Raw genomic sequence first — 20,656 nt, forward strand, 5'->3', positions numbered from 1 at the left:
TCTCAACCCCTGCTGCCATAGAGTGCCATCAGGCTGGCCTGTGCGGAATGAAGCGTTGCGCGCCCTTTTCCTGAACCACTGGCGCCAGCCGGCACGTAGGTGCCATCGGGCCGCAGCAGCCAAGCGTCCTTGGTGTCATGCAGATAGGCTTGCAGGCATTCATCGATGATGCGGTTGCGCAGAGCGTGGTCGGTCACGGGCCATGCCAGTTCGATCCGCCGCAACATGTTCCGGTTCATCCAGTCTGCGCTGGAAAGCCACAGTTCGTCCGTCTCGCCAATGCGGAAGTAGGACACCCGTGAATGCTCCAGCAGGCGCCCGATCACCGAGCGGACCCGAACGTTGTCGGTGAAGCCTGGCACCTGGGCCGGCAGAATGCAGGCCCCCCGCACCACCAGATCGATCTTCACACCATGCTGCGACGCGACGGCGAGGGCGCGTGCCAGAGGTTCGTCGGTCAAGGCGTTCATCTTCAGCACAATGCGCGCGTCCTGCCCGGCCTTCGCTGCGGCGCCGGCCGCCTCCACCTTGTCGAGCATGGCCTTGTGCAGATGAAACGGTGCGATCAAGGCCTTGTTGAGCCTGGGCAGACGGTTCTGGCTGGCCAGATGCAGGAATATCTGTTCCAGGTCGGCGGTGAGCGCGTCATCGGCGGTGAGGTAGCTCAGATCGGTGTAAAGCCGCGCGGTGGCTGGGTTGTAGTTGCCGGTGGACAGGTGGGCATAGCGGCGCAGGCCGTTCGCCTCCCGCCGCGTCACCAGCAGCATCTTGGCGTGGGTCTTCAGCCCCACCACGCCATACACCACCTGCGCCCCCACCGACTCCAGGCGCTCTGCGTAGTTGATGTTGGCTTCCTCGTCGAAGCGGGCCTTGAGCTCCACCACGGCGGTGACTTCCTTGCCACGTCGCACCGCTTCACGCAGCAGATTCATCAGTTCAGACTTCGCGCCGGTGCGGTAGATGGTCTGCTTGATGGCAAGCACATCCGGGTCTTCCACCGCCTCGCGCAGGAAGCCCAGCACGGCATCGAAGCTCTCGTACGGCTGGTGGATGAGCACATCGCCCTGGCGCAACCGCTCGAAGTAGGACTGCCCCGGCGTGAGCTGCGCCGGCCAGCCGGCGTTGTAGGTCTCGAAGCGCAATGCCGGTGCGTCCACCTGGTCGATCAACTGGTTCAGGCGCACCAGGTTGACAGGACCGGGCACGCGGTAGAGCGCCCGTTCGGGCAAGGCAAACTGCTCCAGCAGGAAATTGGAGAGGTGAAGCGAACAGCCGGCCGACACCTCCAGGCGCAACGCCTGGCCATAGTGGCGCTGCTGCAGCCCCTTGCGCAGCGCGGTGCGCAGATTCTTCACCTCCTCCTCGTCCACGGCGAGATCGGAATGCCGCGTGACGCGGAACTGCGAGAACTCGGTCACCTGCCGGCCAGGAAACAGGTCGTTCAGGTGCGAACGGATGAGGCTGGAGATGGAGACAAAGTGCGTCTGCCGGGATCCCTTGACCGGTGGCATGCGAAAGAAACGCGGCAGGATGCGCGGCACCTTCACGATGGCGATCTCGTTCTCGCGGCCGAAGGCGTCCTTGCCGGTCAGGCGCACGATGAAGTTGAGCGACTTGTTGGCTACCTGCGGAAACGGGTGCGCCGGGTCCAGCCCCACCGGCATCAACAGCGGCTGCACTTCCTTGATGAAGAACTCCTTCACCCAGCGCCGCTGGCGCGCATTGCGCTCACCGTGCGAGATCAGCTTGATGCCCTTCTTTTCCAGCAGCGGCAGCAGCTCATCGTTGTAGATGGCGTACTGCTGCGCCACCACCGCGTGCACCTTGTCCGACAGTTGCTCGTAGGACGAACTGGTGTACGGCCCCCGCTGTTCATTGGCCCGCGCGGCCGTGAGGTGCGGCGCGACCCGGACTTCGAAGAATTCGTCCAGGTTGCTGGAGACGATGCTGAGGTACCGCAGGCGCTCGAGCAAAGGCACATCGGGCCGGCGTGCCCAGTCCATGACACGCTCGTTGAACGCGAGGATGCTGTGGTCGCGATCGAGGAAAGATTGCTTCTGTTGCAGTGGGTTGCCGATCATGGATACCGCAGGAGTCGAGGAGGCCGCCCGTTGCCTGCCGTTCCCGGCCGGTGTCTCCTGGCGGACCATGGTGCCGATTATTCAACGATTGGGCGCGGTTTGTGCGGCGGTTTGACGCCCCCCGCTCCACCCAGGGCCCACGGGCCCGGCCGCTGGCGGCGCGGGCGGGACAACACGCTGAGGTACGACACGAACAGGGTCGCTGCGCGGCCCCAGCCGAACTGCAGCGCCCGATCACGTGCCTCATGGCGCTTGACCTTGAGCGCATCCATCCACGCTTCGCGCAGATCTTCGCGCAAGGCGCCCGCGCCACTGTCGCCAATCACCTCCAGCGGGCCGTCCACCGGGTAGGCGGCCACAGGCACGCCGCACGCCATGGCCTCGAGCATGACCAGTCCGAATGTCTCACTGCGACTGGGAAAGACGAACACATCGGCCGATGCGTAGACCTGCGCCAGTTCATGGCGAGGCAGCACACCCAGCCAGTGCACATTGGGGTAACGCTGGCGCAGCGCCGATGCCAGCGGCCCCACGCCACACACCACCTTGCTGCCAGGCACATCCATGCGCAGGAAGGCATCGATGTTCTTCTCGTAGGAAATGCGCCCCACGAACAGGCTGACCGGGTGCGCCAGCGGCCCCAGAAGCGGGTAGCCTGTGGGCGGGTCCGCGAGGGAGAACAGGCGCGTGTCCACGCCGTGCGTCCAGGCGCGCAGGTTGCGGAATCCGCGCTCCTTGAGCATGTTCAACACGCCCTGCGTGGGCACCATCACCCCGTTGCTGGGGCGGTGGAACCAGCGGAACAGTGCATAGCCCCACGACACGGGAATGCCCAGCGCGGCGTGCAGGATCTCGGGGAATTTGGTGTGGAACGCAGTGGTGAATGCGAGCTTGCGCCGCAGGCAGTGGCGGCGTGCGGCCCAGCCCAGTGGGCCTTCCGTGGCGATGTGGATCGCGTCGGGCTCGGCCGCATCCATCAAATCGCGCAGACGCCGCCCCGGAAACAGCGCGATATCGATGCCCGCATAACCCGGGCACGGCCGGGTACGGAACTGCCCCGGCTGGATGACCACCACCTCGTGGTCGCTGGCCTGCAACTGGCGCACCAGTTCCACCAGGGTGGTCACCACGCCATTGACCTGAGGCTGCCAGGCATCGGTCACGATCAGTATCTTCATTCTTGTCTCCCCGGGTCCGGCCACCTCAGGAGGGCAGGACTTCGGCTTGCGGTTCGAGCGACCGCTCCATCTGCCCCGCCACGCCGCCCCAGTGCACGAGCTCGAGCCGGCCGTCCATGTGCTCCACGAGCGCCGTGAGGCTTTCGACCCAGTCGCCATCATTGCAGTACAGCGTGCCATCGATCTGGCGCATTTCCGCGCGATGGATGTGCCCGCAGACCACGCCCTGGTACCCGCGAGAGCGCGCCTCGGCGGCCACGGCCCGCTCGAAATCGGTCACATAGTTCAGCGCACTCTTGACCTTGTGCTTGAGGTACTGCGAGAGGGACCAGTACGGCAACCCCATGCGCGCACGCAGGGAATTGAGATGGCGGTTCAACCGCAGGGTGAACTCGTAGGCGTTGTCGCCCAGGTAGGCCAACCATTTGGCGCACTGGATCACGCCATCGAAATGATCGCCGTGCACGACCCACAACCGGCGGCCGTCGGCCGTGGTGTGCACGGCCTCGTTGGCGACCTCGATGCCCCCGAAACTGTGGCCGTCGAACTGGCGGGCGAACTCGTCATGGTTGCCGGGCACGAACACCACCCGGCAACCCTTGCGCGAACGGCGCAGCAGCTTCTGCACCACGTCGTTGTGCGCCTGCGGCCAGAACCATTTGCGGCGCAGTTGCCAGCCATCGATGATGTCGCCAACGAGGTAAAGGGTCTGACTGGGGTGGTGCTTCAGGAAATCCAGCAGGGGGCGGGCCTGGCAACCGGCCGTGCCCAGGTGCAGGTCGGAAATGAAAACGGCCCGATAACGGGCCCGCTCGGCAGGTTCATGGGCATCGTCCTCAGCACCTGGACCGGAGGCCCGGACGCGGTCGGCGTCCGGCAGACCGGACCTCACCGCCCAGCCACCGAGGACGTCAAGCGCCGCGCGCATCAGGCCCCCAGGAAGTGTTTGCGGTACCGCGGCGGCAGATCCGCGATGCGCATGAGCATGGGCAGATCGGCGGCGTTGAAGTCCGGATCCCAGGCCGGCGGGCCCAGCACCTTGGCGCCGAGCCGCAGGTAGCCCTTGATAAGCGCTGGCGGCTCGACGTCGAGCGTGTCGTCGAGCCGATCGATCGGCAGCGGCAGGCGCGGTCGCACATGGCAGTCGATCGGGGCCAGATGCTTTTCCTTCACCTGGCGCCAGATGCTCGCGGCAGCGTGGCCACCGCCCACCCGGCCATGCGGGCCGTCGTGCTGCATCGGAATGCTGGCGCAACCGATCATGGTGTCGAGCTGGTTGCGGACCATGAACTCGGCCAGGGCGCCCCACAGCGCCATGATCACGCCACCGTGGCGGTGATCGGCATGCACGCAGCTGCGACCCAGCTCGACCATGCGCTCACGCACACCGCGCAGTCGGGTCAGGTCGAACTCGGTGTCGCTGTAGGTGCTGCCCACGCGCCTGGCCTGTGCCGGTGTGAGCACGCGGTAGGTGCCAATGACACGCTGGCTGGCGGCATCGCGCACCAGAAGGTGCTCGCAGAAGTCGTCGAACAGGTCCACGTCGTGGCCAGGCACCTGCTGCGGCAGGCGTGCGCCCATTTCGGTGGCGAACACATCGAATCTCAACCGTTGCGCCTCACGAACCTCATCCAGATGCCGCGCCCACGAGACAGCGATGCCTCCGTTGGCGGGCTGCGCCTCTGGCGTGAAAATCGGTCGCGGATGAAGTGACCCCCGTGGCAACGAGACCGGCGAAAGGTCCAGCGTGGGAGTGGGCAGTTCTTTCATGGCGGGCTCCTGGAACAGTGCACCCGGCACGGGCGCGGAGTTGAGTGAAGCTGTGGTCATGAACAGGCAGTGTGCGAACTGCAGGTGTCCTGTGGATGGCAATCCCATGAAGTTTTGGTGACAAAAACCGCCTTCTGAAGGGCCTGCCAGAATACGAAGCTGTGACACCCAGCCCAGCCCCCCTCCGCGCCCAGTTGCGCTGCCACCCCGCCATGCCAGCCGGCGTGCCCTTGTCCCTCTCGGTGGAGATCCGGTCGCAGGCAGACGCGCTGCGCTTGCGCTACACGCTGCGTGGAGACACGGCAGCCCTGCGCATCCCCAGGCCGGCGGCGCCTGTGCCCACGGATGGGCTGTGGAAGCACACCTGCTTTGAGGTTTTCGTGGCCGCCCAGGGCGAAGCCGCCTACCGCGAGTTCAACTTCTCACCGTCGAGCGAGTGGGCCGCCTACCGCTTTTCATCCGCGCGCGAGCGCGACACCGCATCGGAAGAGCGGGAGCGTGTGCTGCTGGCGCCCTTGCTGGCACACACCACGCCGCGCACCTTCACCCTCACCGTTCGCGTGCCAGCGACCGCCTTGCCGCGCAGCCCCGCCATGCTCGCTCTGGGACTCAGCGCCGTGATCGAAGAAAAAGATGGCCGCCTGAGCTACTGGGCCTTGCACCATCCATACGACCAACCCGACTTCCACCACAGCGACGGCCGCACGCTGCGCCTTGCCGCACCCCTCACCTGACACCCCATGCAATTCGGTATTGAACGCTTCCTGCAGGACGCGGCACTGCGCAAGCCCCTGAATGGCCGGCGCGTGGCCCTGTTGGCCCACCCGGCTTCGGTCACACGCGAACTGATCCATTCCATGGACGCCCTGGCTGCCCTGCCCGACCTGCGCCTGACCGCCGCTTTCGGCCCTCAACACGGCCTGCGGGGCGACAAGCAGGACAACATGGTCGAGTCGCCCGACTTCAACGACCCCAGGCTGGGCATCCCCGTGTTCAGCCTCTATGGCACGGTCCGCCGCCCGACCGACGCCATGATGGACAGCTTCGATGTGCTGCTGGTCGATCTGCAGGACCTGGGCTGTCGCATCTATACCTTCATCACCACCCTGCGCTATGTGCTCGAGGCGGCCGCACGGCACGGCAAGGCGGTCTGGGTGCTGGACCGCCCCAACCCGGCGGGGCGTCCCGTCGAAGGCCTCACCTTGCGCGAAGGCTGGGAAAGTTTCGTGGGTGCGGGGCCCATGCCCATGCGCCACGGCATGACCATGGGCGAACTGGGCCACTGGTTCATCGACACCCTCGGCCTGCAACTCGAGTACCGCGTGATCGCCATGGAAGGTTGGCAACCGGACGCTGCACCCGGTTTTGGCTGGCCGGAAGGCCGCACGTGGGTGAACCCGAGCCCGAACGCGGCCAACCTCTCCATGGCGCGCGCCTATGCAGGAACCGTGATGCTCGAAGGCACCACCCTCAGCGAGGGGCGCGGCACGACGCGGCCACTCGAACTGTTCGGCGCGCCTGGCATCGACACCCGGCGCCTCATCGCCGACATGCGCCAACTCGCCCCGAAATGGTTGCAAGGTTGTGTGCTGCGCGAGTGCTTTTTCGAGCCCACCTTCCACAAACATGTGGGGCAGCTCTGTGCCGGGGTGCAGATCCACGTGGAAGACCCGACGCACTATGGCCACGCCGCCTTCAAGCCCTGGCGGCTGCAGGCCCTGGCGTTCCGGGCACTGCGGCTGCAGGCGCCCGACTACCCCCTGTGGCGGGACTTCGCCTACGAGTACGAACACAACCGGCTCGCCATCGACCTCATCAACGGCGGACCGCTCCTGCGCGAATGGGTGGACGACGTCTCGGCCGCGCCCGATGTGCTGGAGGCTGCCTCGGCGGCCGACGAGGCCGCCTGGGCGGAAGCGAGACGACCCTTTCTGCTCTACTGAGCCTTCAAAGCCACTTCTGCAGGAAGCGGGCGGTGCCCATGGCCGGGTCGAGCTGGTAGCCGGCAAAACCCATGCGCTCGTAAAGCCGCATGGCCGGCTGGTTGCCGGAGAGCACCTCCAGTGTGAGCTTGACCGCGCCACGCTCGCGGGCGATGGACTCGGCCTCGGCCAGCATCTGCTCAGCAATGCCACGGCCACGGTGACTGGCAAGCACCGCCACGTCATGCACGTTCACCAGTGGGCGGCACGCAAAAGTGGAAAAGCCCTCGATGCAGTTCACCAGGCCCACCGCCTGATCGCCGTCGAAAGCCAGCACGCTGTACGCCTGGGGACGCGCCGCGAGGCTGGCCACGAGGTTCTCTCTGGCAAAAGCCGACAGCGCTTCACCACCGCCCGCGGGATCGCGTGCGTAGGCGTCGAGCAGCATGACCATCGCCGCGGCATGGCGCGGGTCGGCATAGTTCGCCCGCCCTACGGTAACCGCACCCGCCATCAGGCCACCACCTGGGCCTGCACGGCGGCCGCCAGGCGCTCAGCACACGCCCGGGATTGCTGGGCGTCGCGCGCCTCCACCATCACACGCAGCAGGGGCTCCGTGCCGCTGGCGCGGATCAGCACCCGGCCGGCATCGCCCAGTTCGGCCTCGACCGCCCGCGTTTCATCTGCCAGCAAGGTGTTGGCCTTCCAGTCCTGCCCAGGTTGCAGGCGCACATTGATCAGCGTCTGCGGGAACAGGGTGACGTCGGCCAGCAACTGAGCCATGGTTTTGCCACTGTCGATGCAGGCATGCAACACCTGCAGCGCCGACACCAGCCCGTCGCCCGTGGTGTGACGGTCCAGAACCAGCAGATGGCCAGAACCCTCGCCACCGAGCTTCCAGCCGTGACGCTCCAGTTCTTCTAGCACATAACGGTCACCCACCTTCGCGCGCACAAACTTCACACCCCGGGCCTTGAGCGCGACCTCGACCGCCATGTTCGTCATGAGCGTTCCCACAACTCCTGGCACCGGTTCGTCGCGCGCGACGCGGTCGGCCACGATGAGATAGAGCAACTCGTCACCGTTGTACAGCCGCCCCTGGGCGTCGACCATCTGCAGGCGGTCGGCATCGCCATCCAGGGCAATGCCGTAGTGAGCACACTGCGCCTTCACCATGTCGAGCAAGGCCTGCGGATGCGTGGCGCCCACGTTGTGATTGATGTTCAGGCCATCGGGCGAGCAACCGATCTTGATGACCTCGGCCCCCAGCTCGTGGAACACGGCGGGTGCGATGTGGTACGCCGCCCCGTTGGCGCCGTCGACCACGATCTTCAGTCCCTTCAGCGAGAGAAGGTGGGTGCAGCTGCTCTTGCAGAACTCGATGTAACGCCCGGCTGCGTCATCAAGCCGGCGCGACTTGCCCAGCAGGGCCGATTCGACCCACACCGGCGGCTCTTCCAGTGCCGCCTCGACGGCAAGTTCCCACTCGTCTGGCAGTTTCGCGCCCAGGGCGCTGAAGAATTTGATGCCGTTGTCCGCAAACGGGTTGTGGCTCGCGGAGATGACTACGCCCAGGCTGGCACGTTGCGCCCGTGTGAGATAAGCCACCGCAGGTGTCGGCACGGGGCCCAACAGCACCACATCGACACCTGCGGAATTGAAACCGGACTCGAGGGCCGACTCCAGCATGTAGCCTGAGATGCGGGTGTCCTTGCCGATCAGCACGGTGGGATGCGCCTCGGTGCGCCGCAGGACGCGGCCCACGGCGTGCGCCAGGCGCAACACGAAATCCGGCGTGATCGGGGCCTGGCCCACGGTGCCCCGAATGCCATCGGTGCCAAAGTACTTGCGCGCCATTGTCTTTTCCTCTCTTGCTATGTGCCTTGTTCGGCCTCCCGCATTATCGCGGGCGGCCCGTCCCTCAACCGGCTTGCAGGGCCTGCCAGACCTTCAGCGCATCCACGGTATCGCGCACGTCGTGCACACGCACCACGCGCGCGCCCCGCTCCACCGCCAACAGGGCAGCTGCCACACTGGCCGCCGCACGGTCGGCGGGCTTGTCGTGCCCCGTCACCACGCCCAGCGTGGATTTGCGCGACCACCCGGCCAGCAAGCCGAAACCCAGGCCCAGCAACTCGGCCTGGCGAGCCAGCAAGCTCAGGTTCTGAGGCACGGTCTTGCCAAAGCCAACGCCGGGATCCAGCACGATGCGTTCGGGGACCACGCCCCGGCTGGTGAGAGCGCTCGCGCGCTCCGCCAGGAACGCCCCTACAGTCGGCAGCACGTCGCCGTCCATGGGAGCCACCTGCATCGTCTGGGGATCCCGATGCATGTGCATCAGGCACACCCCGCAGCGCGGATGAGCAGCCACCGTCTCCAGTGCACCTGGTCGCCGCAAGGCCCAGATGTCATTGACGATGTCGGCCCCCGCGTCGAGCACTGCCTGCATCACCTCGGGCTTGTACGTGTCCACCGACAGCGGCACCTGCAGCGAGATGGCAGCCTGCACCACGGGCATCACGCGCGCCAGTTCTTCCTCCAGCGGCACGGCAGGGCTGCCGGGTCGGGTCGACTCGCCACCAATGTCCAGGATGTCGGCACCTTCCCTCAACAGCAACTCGCAATGCCGCAAGGCCGCAGCCGTGTCGGCGTGCAGGCCCCCATCGGAAAACGAATCCGGCGTGACGTTGACGATGCCCATGACACGGGGGCGTGACAGGTCGATATCGAAACGGGTGGTCTGCCAATGCATGGGACGAGAAACGGTGGAAACGACAACGGGGCCGAAGCCCCGTGTGCATGGAGTGCCTTGCCGAGTCAGGCAGCCGAAGGTGTCGGATCGGTGCTCACCGCAGGCGTTCCACCGCCGCCACCACCGCCCACGGGCGGGTTGCGCGGCGTCCAGTCCTTGGGTGGCCGTGGCGGCTTGCCCGCCATGATGTCGTCGATCTGGTCGGCATCGATGGTTTCCCACTCCATCAGCGCCGTGGCCATGGCGTGCATCTTGTCGCTGTGCAGCTCGATCAGATCGCGGGCCAGCTTGTACTGGGCATCGATGATACGGCGCACCTCGGCGTCCACTTTCTGCATCGTGGACTCGCTCATGTTGGTGGTCTTGGTCACCGAACGACCCAGGAACACCTCACCCTCGTTCTCGGCGTAGACCATCGGCCCGAGCGCGTCGGTCATGCCGTAGCGCATCACCATGTCGCGGGCGATGGTGGTCGCACGCTCGAAGTCATTCGAGGCACCGGTGGTCATCTGGTTCATGAACACCTCTTCAGCGATGCGTCCACCGAACAGCATGCTGATCTGGTTCAGCATGTAGTCCTTGTCATAGCTGTAACGATCCTGCGACGGCAGGCTCATGGTCACGCCCAGGGCACGACCGCGAGGGATGATGGTGACCTTGTGCACCGGGTCGCACTTGGGCAGCAGCTTGCCGATGAGTGCGTGGCCAGACTCGTGGTAGGCCGTGTTGCGGCGCTCTTCCTCGGGCATGACCATGCTCTTGCGCTCCGGCCCCATGAAGATCTTGTCCTTGGCCTTCTCGAAGTCCTGCATCTCCACTACACGGGCGTTGCGGCGGGCGGCCATCAGGGCGGCCTCGTTGCAGAGGTTGGCCAGGTCGGCGCCACTCATGCCCGGCGTACCGCGTGCGATCACGCTGGCATTCACGTCCGTACCCAGCGGCACCTTGCGCATGTGCACATTCAGGATCTGCTCGCGGCCACGGATATCGGGCAGCGTCACGTAGACCTGACGGTCGAAACGGCCTGGGCGCAGCAACGCGGCATCCAGGATGTCAGGGCGGTTGGTGGCCGCGACCACGATCACACCCAGGTTGGTCTCGAAACCATCCATCTCGACCAGCATCTGGTTGAGGGTCTGCTCGCGTTCGTCGTTGCCGCCACCCAGGCCCGCGCCACGCTGGCGGCCCACGGCGTCGATTTCATCGATGAAGATGATGCAGGGTGCGTTCTTCTTGGCGTTCTCGAACATGTCGCGCACGCGGGCCGCGCCAACGCCGACGAACATTTCCACGAAGTCGGAACCGGAAATGCTGAAGAAAGGCACCTTGGCTTCGCCGGCAATACCCTTGGCCAGCAAGGTCTTGCCGGTGCCAGGAGGACCGACCAGCAGCAGGCCACGGGGAATGCGCCCACCCAGTTTCTGGAACTTGGCGGGATCCTTCAGAAAGTCAACAACCTCCTTGACCTCTTCCTTGGCCTCGTCGCATCCGGCGACGTCGGCGAAGGTCACGGTGTTGTTGTTCTCGTCGAGCATGCGAGCCTTGCTCTTGCCGAAGCTGAAGGCACCACCCTTGCCACCCCCCTGCATCTGCCGCATGAAGTAGATCCAGACCCCGATCAGCAACAGCATGGGGCCCCAGCTGACCAGCAAGGTCATGAGCAGCGAGCTTTCCTCGCGCGGACGCACGTCGAACTTGACGTTGTTGTTGATCAGGTCGCCAACCAGGCCACGGTCCAGGTAGGTGGCTGTGGTGCGCACGCGACGATCATCCTGAGTGACGGCCACGATTTCGGTGCCCCCCTGGCCCTCCTGGATGGTGGCGCTCTTGATCTGATGGGTTCTCACCGCATCAAGAAACTCCGAATACCCCATGTAGCCCGAGCCGGCTGTCGAGCGGCTGTCGAACTGCTTGAAAACGGTGAAAAGCACCATGGCGATAACCATCCACACGGCGATTTTCGAGAACCACTGGTTGTTCAAGTGCAGCTCCTGGAGACGATAGTGACTGACAAGCTCATATGTTTCCCATTCTAGGACTTTCAAGCCCGCATGCCTTTGAGGCATGACAGGGCAATGTCAATCGAAGGGTTGGGATTTCCCTATGACCGTGGCGAATTTCGCCTTCAAACGGCTTTTTTCAGACCCAGCCCCACCAAGAAGGTTTCCGAGGATTTGTCACGAGATGCCTTGGGCTTAACCGGTTTGACGGTGCGGAAGGTCCGCCGGAACAGCGCCACCATGGGGTCGTAGGCGCCCCCGTGGAACAGCTTGACGACCAGCGCACCGTCGGGTTTGAGGTGATGAACGGCAAAATCCACCGCCAGTTCGATCAGGTCGGTGATGCGCGCGGCATCGGTGGCACCGATGCCCGACAGGTTGGGCGCCATGTCGGACACCACCAGGTCGACCTGTTGCACGCCCTTGTCCACCAAGGCCTGCTCGAGCTCGGCAAGCACCCCGGCCTCGCGGAAATCGCCCTGGATGAAGTGCACACCTTCGACGGTCTCCATGGGCAGCAGATCGAGGGCGATGATGGTGCCGCGCAACTCGCCTGCTGCCGCCCCGTTCGGGCTGAGGCGCCGGCGCAGGTACTGGCTCCAGGCGCCGGGCGTAGAGCCCAGGTCGACCACGACCTGGCCCGGATGCACCAGACCCAGCAGTTCGTCGATTTCCTGAAGCTTGTAGGCAGCACGCGCGCGGTAGCCATCCTTCTGCGCCAGGCGCACGTACGGATCGTTGACGTGCTGGTTGAGCCAGGCCTTGTTGACCTTCTTGCTCTGGGTTTTGACTTTCATGCCCATGGAGAACGCCTGGGGTCTGTGTAAACGATAATTGTCCCATGCCCCAGATCACACTCACCCCTGCCCAGCGCAAAGTCCATCGAGCCGAGGCCCACCACCTCGACCCTGTCGTCCACATCGGCGGAGATGGCCTGAGCGCCTCGGTGAAAAAGGAAGCCGACGCCGCGCTCAAGGCCCATGGCCTGATCAAGATCCGGGTTCTCAACGACGACCGCGTGGCGCGAGAGGCCATGTTGCAGACACTGGCCGACGAGCTGAACGCCGCGCCGATCCAGCACATCGGGAAACTGCTTGTGCTCTGGCGCCCGATTCCTGAAAAGGAAAAAGTGACCGACGAAGACCGCAAGCCCGGCCCGCGCGACGTCAAGGTGCTGAAGTTCAGCAAGCGTGGAGGACAGCGTCCCGAGGTCAAGGTCGTGCGGGTACTGGGCAACCAGCGCCTGACCCCTGGCGGCCAGATCAAGCGCGCCAAGGTCATGAAAAAGAGCGTGAAGAAGAGCGCACAGTCGCAATAGGCGCGGGCCATCCGTCCTCTTTGTGGCGTGCACCGTCTTGAACTTCACTCACAACGACACATCTGAGAACGCATGAACGATCGAACCGCCCCGTCCACCCTGAATCCCCTGCTCGACTTCGGTGACCTGCCGCTGTTCGATGCCATCACGCCGGCGGCGGTGGGCCCGGCGATCGACAGCCTTTTGCACGATGCCAGCCAGGCGCTCGAAACGGTCACATCGGCCGATTTTCCCAACGACTGGTCCCGCATCTCGCTGACGCTGGACGTCCCCGCCGAACGCCTGTCCCGGGCCTGGGGAGCCGTGAGTCACCTCAACAGCGTGGCCGATACCCCCGAGTTGCGCGCCGCCTACAACGAGGCCTTGCCCAAGGTCACCGAGTTCTGGACGCGGCTTGGCGCCGATGAACGCCTGTATGCAAAGTACAAGGCGATGGACCCCACCACCCTCAACGCCGAGCAGGCCCGCGCGCACCACAATGCGATGCGGGGCTTTGTGCTGGGCGGCGCAGCGCTGCAAGGTGAAGCCAAGACGCGTTTCGCATGGCTGCAGGAGCGGCAGGCGGAACTGGGCCAGAAATTCAGTGAGAACGCGCTGGACGCCACGGACGCCTTCTCCTTGTACGCCACGACCGACGAAATGGCCGGCGTGCCTGATGACGTGCTCCAGGCCACCGCGGCCGCCGCCAGCGCCGCAGGCAAGACCGGGCACAAGCTCACGTTGAAGATGCCCTGCTACCTGCCTGTGATGCAGTTTGCACACAGCAGCGCACTTCGGGAAAAGCTTTACCGGGCCTATGCCACCCGCGCGAGCGATCAGGCGCCCGCCGATGCCCGGAAGTTCGACAACACCGCCATCATGAGCGAGCTGCTCGCCCTCCGGCATGAAGAGGCCCGCCTGCTGGGGTATCGGCACTATGCCGACGTTTCGCTCGTGCCCAAGATGGCGGAATCGCCGGAACAGGTCATCGCCTTTCTCCGCGATCTGGCGACCAAGGCACGCCCCTACGCCGAGAAAGACCTCGCCGATCTGCGTGAATTCGCGGCTGGCGAGCTGGGCCTGGACGACCCGCAGGCCTGGGACTGGCCGTACATCGGCGAGAAGCTGAAGGAGGCGCGTTACGCCTTCAGCGAGCAGGAAGTCAAACCCTATTTCACGGCTCCCAAGGTCTTGGCGGGGCTGTTCCAGATCGTCGAAACCCTCTTCGAGGTTGCGATCCGCCGCGACCAGGCTCCCGTGTGGAACCCCGGCGTCGAGTTCTACCGGATCGAACGAAAGGGCAGTCAAGGCACGGAGCTCGTGGGCCAGTTCTATCTGGACCCGGCGGCCCGCACCGGCAAGCGCGGTGGCGCCTGGATGGACGACGTGCGGGCGCGCTGGCTGCGACCGGACACCCACCAGCTGCAAACCCCGGTGGCGCATCTGGTGTGCAACTTCGCCGAAGGCGTGAACGGCAAACCGGCCCTGCTCACACACGACGACGTGATCACCCTCTTCCACGAGTTCGGCCACGGCCTGCACCACATGCTCACTCAGGTGAACGAGCGGGACGTGTCCGGCATCAGCGGTGTGGAATGGGATGCGGTCGAGTTGCCCAGCCAGTTCATGGAGAACTTCTGCTGGGAGTGGGATGTGCTCAAGCACATGACGGCCCATGTGGACACGGGTGAACCGCTGCCCCGTGCCCTGTTCGACAAGATGCTGGCCGCCAAGAATTACCAGAGCGGTCTGCAGACCCTGCGCCAGGTCGAGTTCTCGCTGTTCGACATGCTGCTGCACAGCCAGTCCGAACCGCCCATCGATGGCGGGGCCATCCTCGTGCTGCAGCAACAGGTGCGCGACGAGGTGGCGGTGCTTCAGCCCCCCGCCTACAGCCGCACGCCACACACCTTCAGCCACATCTTTGCGGGCGGCTACTCGGCCGGCTACTACAGCTACAAGTGGGCGGAAGTGCTGTCGGCCGACGCCTACGCCGCCTTCGAGGAGGCTGCGCTGCAAAACGGCCACAGTACGCTGGACGTCGCCACCGGGCGCCGCTATCGTCAGGCGATCCTCGAAGCGGGCGGCAGCCGCCCTGCGATGGAGTCTTTCAAAGCCTTCCGGGGCCGCGAACCCAGCATTGACGCCTTGCTGCGCCACCAGGGCATGGCTTGATTTTCCCGGTGGCGTGTCGATAGGAGCCGTATGAACGTCAGATCCCCCGTATTCCGGCTCTCGGCACTGACGCTGCTGGCCAGCGTGCTGCTCCCCCCCGCGGCCGCACAGGGCGTCTACCGCATCGTCGGACCGGATGGCAAGGTGACATTTTCCGACCAGCCGCCGCCAGCCACCACGCCAGCGCGCCCATCCGGCAGTGTGACAGCCAGCGCATCAAGTGGCGCGGGAAGCCAGCTGCCCTTCGAGTTGCGCCAGGTCAGCAGCCGCTTCCCGGTCACCCTGTACACCGGCCGCGAGTGCGCGCCTTGCAACAGCGGCCGCAATCTGCTCAACGCGCGCGGGATTCCTTACAGTGAGAGGACGGTGGATACCTTCCAGGATGGCGAAGCTCTCAAACGCCTCAGCGGCGAAACCAGCCTGCCATTCCTGACCATCGGCAACCAGCGCATCAAGGGTTACTCGGACAGCGAGTGGACCCAGTTCCTGGATGCAGCGGGTTACCCCAGGCAGTCGGCCCTTCCCAGCAACTACCGCCGGCCGGCGGCCACACCGCTCGTGGCCGTGCAGGCCGATCCCGCGACGGCCCAGCCGTCATCCGCTGGAACATCCGGCGGCTCGCGAGCGGCGCCAGCCGAAGTGCCCGTCGCGCCTCCTCCGCAGAACCCGGCAGGCATCCGCTTCTGAGCCGCACCGGCCAACCCGGGTCGGTGCAGGCGCTCAGAACGTCAACGTCTTCACACCGTCGGACGTTCCCAACAGGCACACGTTGGCCTTCTGGTGGGCAAACACACCCACTGTCACGACGCCGGGCCATTGATTGACCTGGCTTTCGAAGGCCAGCGGATCGGCCATCTGAAGGCCCGTCACATCCAGGATGTGCTGCCCGTTGTCGGTGACCAGCGGCGTACCATCCTTCAGTCGGACTTGCGCCGTGGCGCCCATTCCCGCGAACTGGCGCACCACGCGCGCCGTGGCCATCGGAATCACCTCCACAGGTAGAGGGAACTTGCCCAGCACCTTGACCAGCTTGGATTCGTCTGCGATGCACACGAACCGCCGCGACTGGGCGGCCACGATCTTCTCTCTCGTGAGTGCCGCACCGCCACCCTTGACCATGTAACCGAGGGCGTCGATCTCGTCGGCCCCGTCAATGTAGACCGACAGCTCCCCGACGGCGTTGGCTTCAAAAACAGGAATGCCCAAGGCCTTCAGGCGCGCGGTGGACGCCTCAGAGCTCGACACAGCCCCCGGGATCTGGTCCTTGATGCCGGCCAGCGCGTCGATGAACTTGTTGACCGTCGAGCCGGTTCCGACGCCGACGATGTCGCCCGGTGTCACGTATTGCAGGGCAGCCTGGCCGACCAGGGCTTTGAGTTCGTCTTGGGTCATTTGAGACAATCGGTTGGAACAACAAGCCGGATTATCCAATGTCGCTCCTCCCGTATGCCGTCGCCCGCCCCCTCCTGTTCAGCATGGACCCCGAGGCGGCGCACGAACTCACACTGGGCTCGATTGCCCGGCTGCAGCGCTCACCCCTCACCTGCCTGTACAGCGAGCCACGTGTCCATGACCCCTACACGCTGGCCGGCCTGCAGTTTCCCAACCGTGTGGGATTGGCCGCGGGGCTGGACAAAAACGCGCGTTGCATCGACGGACTCGCGGCCATGGGCTTCGGTTTCGTCGAAGTCGGCACGGTCACGCCGAAAGCCCAGCCGGGCAACCCCAAGCCCCGCATGTTCCGCCTGCCCAAGGCCAATGCCCTGATCAACCGGCTGGGCTTCAACAACGAAGGCCTGGACGCCTTCATTGCCAATGTGAAGCTGGCACGCTTTCGTGACCAGGCCGGCGTCAGCCCCATGCTGCTCGGCTTGAACATCGGCAAGAATGCCAGCACACCGATCGAGCGGGCGATCGACGACTACCTCACCTGTCTGGATGGCGTCTACCCCCACGCCGATTACGTCACCGTCAACATCTCCAGCCCCAATACGCAGAATCTGCGCAGTCTGCAAAGCGACGCAGCGCTGGATGCCTTGCTGGGTGCCGTGGCTGAGCGGCGCGAGTTGCTGGCCCAGCGCCATGGTCGGCATATCCCGGTTTTCGTGAAGATCGCGCCCGATCTGGACGAAACGCAGGTCGAGATCATCGCCACCACGCTCATGCGATACGGCGCCGACAGCGAGGGACTGGCCACCAGCGCGTTCGGTGTGATCGCCACCAACACCACCCTCAGCCGCGAGGCGGTCGCGGGGCTGCCCCATGCGCAAGAGGCCGGCGGCCTGTCGGGAGCGCCAGTGCTGCAGGCCAGCAACCGTGTGATCCGCCAGTTGCGCGCCTGTCTGGGCAAGAGCTTTCCCATCATCGGTGTGGGCGGTGTTCTGAGCGCCGACGACGCGGTGAGCAAGATCCAGTCGGGGGCGAACCTCGTCCAGATCTACACCGGACTGATCTACCAGGGGCCCTCGCTGGTCTGGGAGTCAGCACGGGCCATCCAGACGCGCGCTCCGGGCTGATCAGCTCAACGCCACCACCCGGTCGGCGATGGCCAGGCTGCTGGTGAGGCCTGGCGATTCGATGCCGAACAGGTTCACCAGACCCGGTACGCGGTGCACCTCAACCCCCTGGATCAGGAAGTCCGCGGCGGGCTCGTGAGGTCCGTTGATCTTGGGGCGCATGCCGGCGTAACCCGGCTGCAGCGAACCATCCGGAAGCCCGGGCCAATAGCGGCGCACCTCGGCGTAGAAGCCATCGCCCCGTGCGGGGTCCACTTCCAGATCGTCAGCGGCGTCGACCCACTGCACGTCTGGCCCGAACTTGGCTTGTCCACCCAGGTCCAGGGTAAGGTGAACGCCCAGCCCCGCGAGGTGCCTGTCGGGCTCGGGCGCCGGATAGATCAGGTGAGAAAACGGGGGCCGGCCCGACAGCGTGAAATAGCTGCCCTTGGCGAACCATGCCTTCGGCACATGTTCGGCCGCCAACCCCTGGATGCATGCCGCCACATCGCACGCCCCCAGGCCCGCGGCATTGACGAACGTGCGCGCTCGCAAGGCCGTGCCATCCAGCGTGTGCACTTCCAGGCCGCCCTCCACCACCTGGGCCCGTGCCACTTCGGCGTGGCACACCACCATCCCTCCCGCGTGTTCAAGCTCGCCCTGCAGCGACAGCATGAGGCCATGGCTGTCCACGATGCCGGTGGAGGGAGAAAGCACGGCGCCCAGGCATTCGAGGTCGGGTTCGAGGGCGCGTGCCTCCTCGCGACCGAGCAGCTGCAGATCGTCTACGCCATTGGCACGGGCCCTCTCGATGATGGAAGGCAATGCCGCGAGCTGAGAGGCCGTGTTCGCCACGATGAGCTTGCCGCAACGGCGGTGCGCCACGCCGCGTTCAGCACAGTAGGCGTACAGCGCCTGCTTGCCCTGCACACACAACTGCGCCTTGAGCGAACCCGGGGGGTAGTAGATGCCGGCATGCACGACCTCGCTGTTGCGTGAACTCGTCTCTGTGCCGATGTCAGCGGCCCGCTCCAGCACCATGACCTCGCGCCCCCTCAAAGCCAGTGCGCGCGCCACCGCCAAGCCCACCACCCCAGCCCCCACCACCAGTGCATCGACCTGTTCGACCATGCTCATTCAGACTCCTTGGCAGTCGGCTTACCTGCACCGTGTGCATGAAGAATGCCCCAAAGCCTCTTGATTTGTCGAGGCTTTTTGGCCGTGGCGGCGGAAGCCATAAACAGAAAAGCCCGGAATCTTGCGATTCCAGGCTTTCGTAAAAATGGTCGGCGTGGCGGGATTCGAACTCGCGACCCCTTGCACCCCATCGAAATATACGTGAAATCTTGCGGGATTTCTTGGGACGTTATGGGACGACGTTTTTTGTTTTAAATCATATAGATACAAAGAATACTTGATCCCAAGTCGTCCCACAAAATACACTGACAGCGTTTTTTCGGTTTACCCCCCGGTTTACCCCCCAGGACCCGTATGACGCGATATCCGAAGTCAGGAAAAGGCAAAAAGTGGACGGCTCTGGAGCTCAAGGCCGTGCCCCTGGCGTGGCGCGGCGACATGCTGAGCGATGGCGACGGACTGACCGGCGAAGTCCGCGTTGTCGGCGACCAGACCATCTCCATCCACTTCAAGTTCGCCTTCAAATGGAACGGCAAAGTGGCCTGGCACTACTGTGGCACCTGGCCGGCCCTGTCCATGGAACAGATCCGCCGGCAACGAGACGAGGCGCGTGATCTGGTCCGCTCCGGCGTCAACCCCAACGACCAGAAGAAGGCCGAGCGCATCGAGAACCAGGCCGCGGTCGAGGCGACCCTGGCGCAGGCCGCCGCCGAGGCCAGCCAGAACAAGCCCTTCAAGGACATGTTCGACGCCTGGCTGGCCGATGGCGTGGCCCGCAAGGATGGCAATGCGGAACTGCGCCGCTCCTTTGAGAAAGACGTGCTGCCCGTGCTGGGCGACAAACCCGTGCGCAGCATCACCGAACACGACCTGCGCAAGGTCCTGCGGACCATGGTGGCCCGTGGCGTGAACCGCATGTCCGTGCGGGTGCACCAGGACCTCGTGCAGCTGTTCGCCTGGGCCGAGAAACGCCAGCCCTGGCGCGGCCTGCTGATTGAGGGCAACCCGGCCGACCTGATCGAAATCCGCAAGATCGTCTCCAAGGACTTCGACATGGTCAACGAGCGCGACCGCGTGCTGACGGCCAGGGAGCTGCAGGAACTGCAGTCGATCTTCGAGCGCATGGAAGCCGACTACGAGGAGACCCCGGCCGGCCACAAGTACGAGGTGCCGCGCCCGCTCAAGCGCGAAACCCAGCTGGCGATCTGGATCTGCCTGGGCACGCTGTGCCGCATCGGCGAGCTGCTGATGACCCGGTGGGAAGATGTGGACCTGATGGAGCGCTACTGGACCATTCCGGTTGAGAACGTCAAGGGGCCGATGGGGAAGAAGCAGGGGCACCGGGTCTACCTGTCGGACTTCTCTCTGCGCCAGTTCCAGGCGCTCAAGGCGCTGACCGGAACATCACCCTACTGCTTTCCCGCCCGCAACCACAAGCAAGACACCCACGTCGATGTCAAGACCGTGTCCAAACAGGTGGGCGACCGCCAGATCCAGTTCAAGACCCGCAAGGACCTGTCACGCCGGGCCAATGACAACGCGCTGGTCCTCAAGAGCGGCAGCCACCGCGAGTGGACGCCACACGACATGCGACGCACCGGCGCCACCATGATGCAGGCGCTGGGCGTCCTGCCCGACATCATCGACCGCTGCCAGAACCACGTGATGGCCGGCAGCCGGGTGCGGCGCCACTACCTGCACCACGAGTTCGCCGACGAGAAGAAGGCAGCGTGGGAGAAGTTGGGGCAGCGGATTGATGACATCCTGGGACAGAGCGCTCCATCGCCTGCGGTGTCCGCATGAGCCTCGGCGCGACTAATCGGAATCCCAAAGCCGGACCAACTTAACA

Annotated in this window: 18 protein-coding genes; 7 read left to right on the forward strand and 11 right to left on the reverse strand. The window is 64.9% G+C overall.

Translation table 11 applies throughout. The annotated features are described in order from the left end of the window. Positions 1–2: 2 nt before the first annotated feature. The 4 genes from ppk1 to J2X09_RS19490 all read right to left on the reverse strand — a co-directional run bounded on the left by ppk1 (position 3) and on the right by J2X09_RS19490 (position 5,029). Complete coding sequence (gene ppk1, locus J2X09_RS19475) at positions 3–2,081, reverse strand: polyphosphate kinase 1 (protein WP_310309065.1); 2,079 nt, start codon at positions 2,079–2,081, stop codon at positions 3–5. 77 nt (positions 2,082–2,158) lie between these two features. Then, the gene (locus J2X09_RS19480; protein WP_204734931.1) at positions 2,159–3,259 is read right to left on the reverse strand and encodes a glycosyltransferase family 4 protein; all 1,101 of its coding nucleotides are present in this window, start codon (positions 3,257–3,259) and stop codon (positions 2,159–2,161) included. A gap of 25 nt (positions 3,260–3,284) precedes the next feature. Next, positions 3,285–4,187, reverse strand: a complete 903-nt coding sequence (locus tag J2X09_RS19485) for a UDP-2,3-diacylglucosamine diphosphatase (protein WP_204734932.1) — start codon at positions 4,185–4,187, stop codon at positions 3,285–3,287. Further along, on the reverse strand, positions 4,187–5,029 hold the full coding sequence (locus J2X09_RS19490) for a GNAT family N-acetyltransferase (protein WP_204734987.1): 843 nt from the start codon (positions 5,027–5,029) through the stop codon (positions 4,187–4,189). Before J2X09_RS19490 ends, J2X09_RS19485 begins: the two co-directional genes overlap by 1 nt. A gap of 161 nt (positions 5,030–5,190) precedes the next feature. Here J2X09_RS19490 and J2X09_RS19495 point away from each other — a divergent pair, with 161 nt between their 5' ends. Then, positions 5,191–5,763 carry a DOMON-like domain-containing protein gene (locus J2X09_RS19495; RefSeq protein WP_204734933.1) on the forward strand — a complete coding sequence of 191 codons (573 nt, stop codon included), beginning with the start codon at positions 5,191–5,193 and terminating at the stop codon, positions 5,761–5,763. A gap of 6 nt (positions 5,764–5,769) precedes the next feature. Then, the gene (locus J2X09_RS19500) at positions 5,770–6,972 is read left to right on the forward strand and encodes an exo-beta-N-acetylmuramidase NamZ family protein (RefSeq protein WP_204734934.1); all 1,203 of its coding nucleotides are present in this window, start codon (positions 5,770–5,772) and stop codon (positions 6,970–6,972) included. Positions 6,973–6,976: 4 nt separating this feature from the next. On the opposite strand, the gene J2X09_RS19505 is transcribed toward J2X09_RS19500, so the two are convergent. From J2X09_RS19505 to J2X09_RS19525, 5 genes are all read right to left on the reverse strand, one after another. After that, complete coding sequence (locus J2X09_RS19505) at positions 6,977–7,465, reverse strand: GNAT family N-acetyltransferase (RefSeq protein ID WP_204734935.1); 489 nt, start codon at positions 7,463–7,465, stop codon at positions 6,977–6,979. After that, positions 7,465–8,808 carry a phosphoglucosamine mutase gene (gene glmM, locus J2X09_RS19510; RefSeq protein ID WP_204734936.1) on the reverse strand — a complete coding sequence of 448 codons (1,344 nt, stop codon included), beginning with the start codon at positions 8,806–8,808 and terminating at the stop codon, positions 7,465–7,467. Before glmM ends, J2X09_RS19505 begins: the two co-directional genes overlap by 1 nt. A 64-nt stretch (positions 8,809–8,872) precedes the next feature. Further along, on the reverse strand, positions 8,873–9,703 hold the full coding sequence (folP, locus tag J2X09_RS19515; RefSeq protein WP_204734937.1) for a dihydropteroate synthase: 831 nt from the start codon (positions 9,701–9,703) through the stop codon (positions 8,873–8,875). A gap of 65 nt (positions 9,704–9,768) precedes the next feature. Continuing rightward, complete coding sequence (gene ftsH / locus J2X09_RS19520) at positions 9,769–11,685, reverse strand: ATP-dependent zinc metalloprotease FtsH (protein ID WP_204734938.1); 1,917 nt, start codon at positions 11,683–11,685, stop codon at positions 9,769–9,771. A 143-nt stretch (positions 11,686–11,828) separates the two neighbouring features. After that, positions 11,829–12,500, reverse strand: a complete 672-nt coding sequence (locus J2X09_RS19525) for an RlmE family RNA methyltransferase (RefSeq protein ID WP_204734939.1) — start codon at positions 12,498–12,500, stop codon at positions 11,829–11,831. 44 nt (positions 12,501–12,544) lie between these two features. Here J2X09_RS19525 and J2X09_RS19530 point away from each other — a divergent pair, with 44 nt between their 5' ends. From J2X09_RS19530 to J2X09_RS19540, 3 genes are all read left to right on the forward strand, one after another. Beyond that, on the forward strand, positions 12,545–13,021 hold the full coding sequence (locus tag J2X09_RS19530) for a YhbY family RNA-binding protein (protein WP_204734940.1): 477 nt from the start codon (positions 12,545–12,547) through the stop codon (positions 13,019–13,021). 72 nt (positions 13,022–13,093) lie between these two features. Then, entirely contained in the window at positions 13,094–15,175 is a 2,082-nt protein-coding gene (locus J2X09_RS19535) for a M3 family metallopeptidase (RefSeq protein WP_204734941.1), read from the forward strand. 30 nt (positions 15,176–15,205) lie between these two features. Beyond that, entirely contained in the window at positions 15,206–15,862 is a 657-nt protein-coding gene (locus J2X09_RS19540) for a glutaredoxin family protein (RefSeq protein WP_204734942.1), read from the forward strand. A gap of 33 nt (positions 15,863–15,895) precedes the next feature. On the opposite strand, the gene rpiA is transcribed toward J2X09_RS19540, so the two are convergent. Beyond that, entirely contained in the window at positions 15,896–16,567 is a 672-nt protein-coding gene (rpiA, locus tag J2X09_RS19545) for a ribose-5-phosphate isomerase RpiA (RefSeq protein WP_204734943.1), read from the reverse strand. Positions 16,568–16,605: 38 nt separating this feature from the next. On the opposite strand from rpiA, the gene J2X09_RS19550 reads away from it, so the two are divergent. Next, positions 16,606–17,691 (forward strand): quinone-dependent dihydroorotate dehydrogenase, encoded by a 1,086-nt coding sequence (locus J2X09_RS19550; protein ID WP_204734944.1) that lies wholly within the window; start codon positions 16,606–16,608, stop codon positions 17,689–17,691. Here J2X09_RS19550 and J2X09_RS19555 read toward each other — a convergent pair whose 3' ends face one another. Then, positions 17,692–18,801 carry an NAD(P)/FAD-dependent oxidoreductase gene (locus J2X09_RS19555; RefSeq protein WP_204734988.1) on the reverse strand — a complete coding sequence of 370 codons (1,110 nt, stop codon included), beginning with the start codon at positions 18,799–18,801 and terminating at the stop codon, positions 17,692–17,694. A 360-nt stretch (positions 18,802–19,161) separates the two neighbouring features. Between J2X09_RS19555 and J2X09_RS19560 the strand changes: the two genes are divergently transcribed. Next, complete coding sequence (locus tag J2X09_RS19560; RefSeq protein ID WP_204734945.1) at positions 19,162–20,610, forward strand: tyrosine-type recombinase/integrase; 1,449 nt, start codon at positions 19,162–19,164, stop codon at positions 20,608–20,610. The last annotated feature ends 46 nt before the right edge of the window (positions 20,611–20,656 follow it).

Origin of the sequence: Hydrogenophaga laconesensis (assembly GCF_031457235.1) — a bacterium.
In the GTDB taxonomy this organism is placed as follows: domain Bacteria; phylum Pseudomonadota; class Gammaproteobacteria; order Burkholderiales; family Burkholderiaceae_C; genus Hydrogenophaga; species Hydrogenophaga laconesensis.

Bases quoted from the DNA above. Each gene is read 5' to 3' on its own strand.
- J2X09_RS19555 (WP_204734988.1), bottom strand. From the start codon at position 18,801: ATGGTCGAACAGGTCGATGCACTGGTGGTGGGGGCTGGGGTGGTGGGC.
- J2X09_RS19550 (WP_204734944.1), top strand. From the start codon at position 16,606: ATGTCGCTCCTCCCGTATGCCGTCGCCCGCCCCCTCCTGTTCAGCATG.
- folP (WP_204734937.1), bottom strand. From the start codon at position 9,703: ATGCATTGGCAGACCACCCGTTTCGATATCGACCTGTCACGCCCCCGT.
- glmM (WP_204734936.1), bottom strand. From the start codon at position 8,808: ATGGCGCGCAAGTACTTTGGCACCGATGGCATTCGGGGCACCGTGGGC.
- J2X09_RS19530 (WP_204734940.1), top strand. From the start codon at position 12,545: ATGCCCCAGATCACACTCACCCCTGCCCAGCGCAAAGTCCATCGAGCC.
- J2X09_RS19540 (WP_204734942.1), top strand. From the start codon at position 15,206: ATGAACGTCAGATCCCCCGTATTCCGGCTCTCGGCACTGACGCTGCTG.
- J2X09_RS19480 (WP_204734931.1), bottom strand. From the start codon at position 3,259: ATGAAGATACTGATCGTGACCGATGCCTGGCAGCCTCAGGTCAATGGC.
- rpiA (WP_204734943.1), bottom strand. From the start codon at position 16,567: ATGACCCAAGACGAACTCAAAGCCCTGGTCGGCCAGGCTGCCCTGCAA.
- J2X09_RS19485 (WP_204734932.1), bottom strand. From the start codon at position 4,187: ATGCGCGCGGCGCTTGACGTCCTCGGTGGCTGGGCGGTGAGGTCCGGT.
- J2X09_RS19525 (WP_204734939.1), bottom strand. From the start codon at position 12,500: ATGAAAGTCAAAACCCAGAGCAAGAAGGTCAACAAGGCCTGGCTCAAC.
- J2X09_RS19490 (WP_204734987.1), bottom strand. From the start codon at position 5,029: ATGAAAGAACTGCCCACTCCCACGCTGGACCTTTCGCCGGTCTCGTTG.
- J2X09_RS19560 (WP_204734945.1), top strand. From the start codon at position 19,162: ATGACGCGATATCCGAAGTCAGGAAAAGGCAAAAAGTGGACGGCTCTG.
- J2X09_RS19505 (WP_204734935.1), bottom strand. From the start codon at position 7,465: ATGGCGGGTGCGGTTACCGTAGGGCGGGCGAACTATGCCGACCCGCGC.
- J2X09_RS19535 (WP_204734941.1), top strand. From the start codon at position 13,094: ATGAACGATCGAACCGCCCCGTCCACCCTGAATCCCCTGCTCGACTTC.
- J2X09_RS19500 (WP_204734934.1), top strand. From the start codon at position 5,770: ATGCAATTCGGTATTGAACGCTTCCTGCAGGACGCGGCACTGCGCAAG.
- ppk1 (WP_310309065.1), bottom strand. From the start codon at position 2,081: ATGATCGGCAACCCACTGCAACAGAAGCAATCTTTCCTCGATCGCGAC.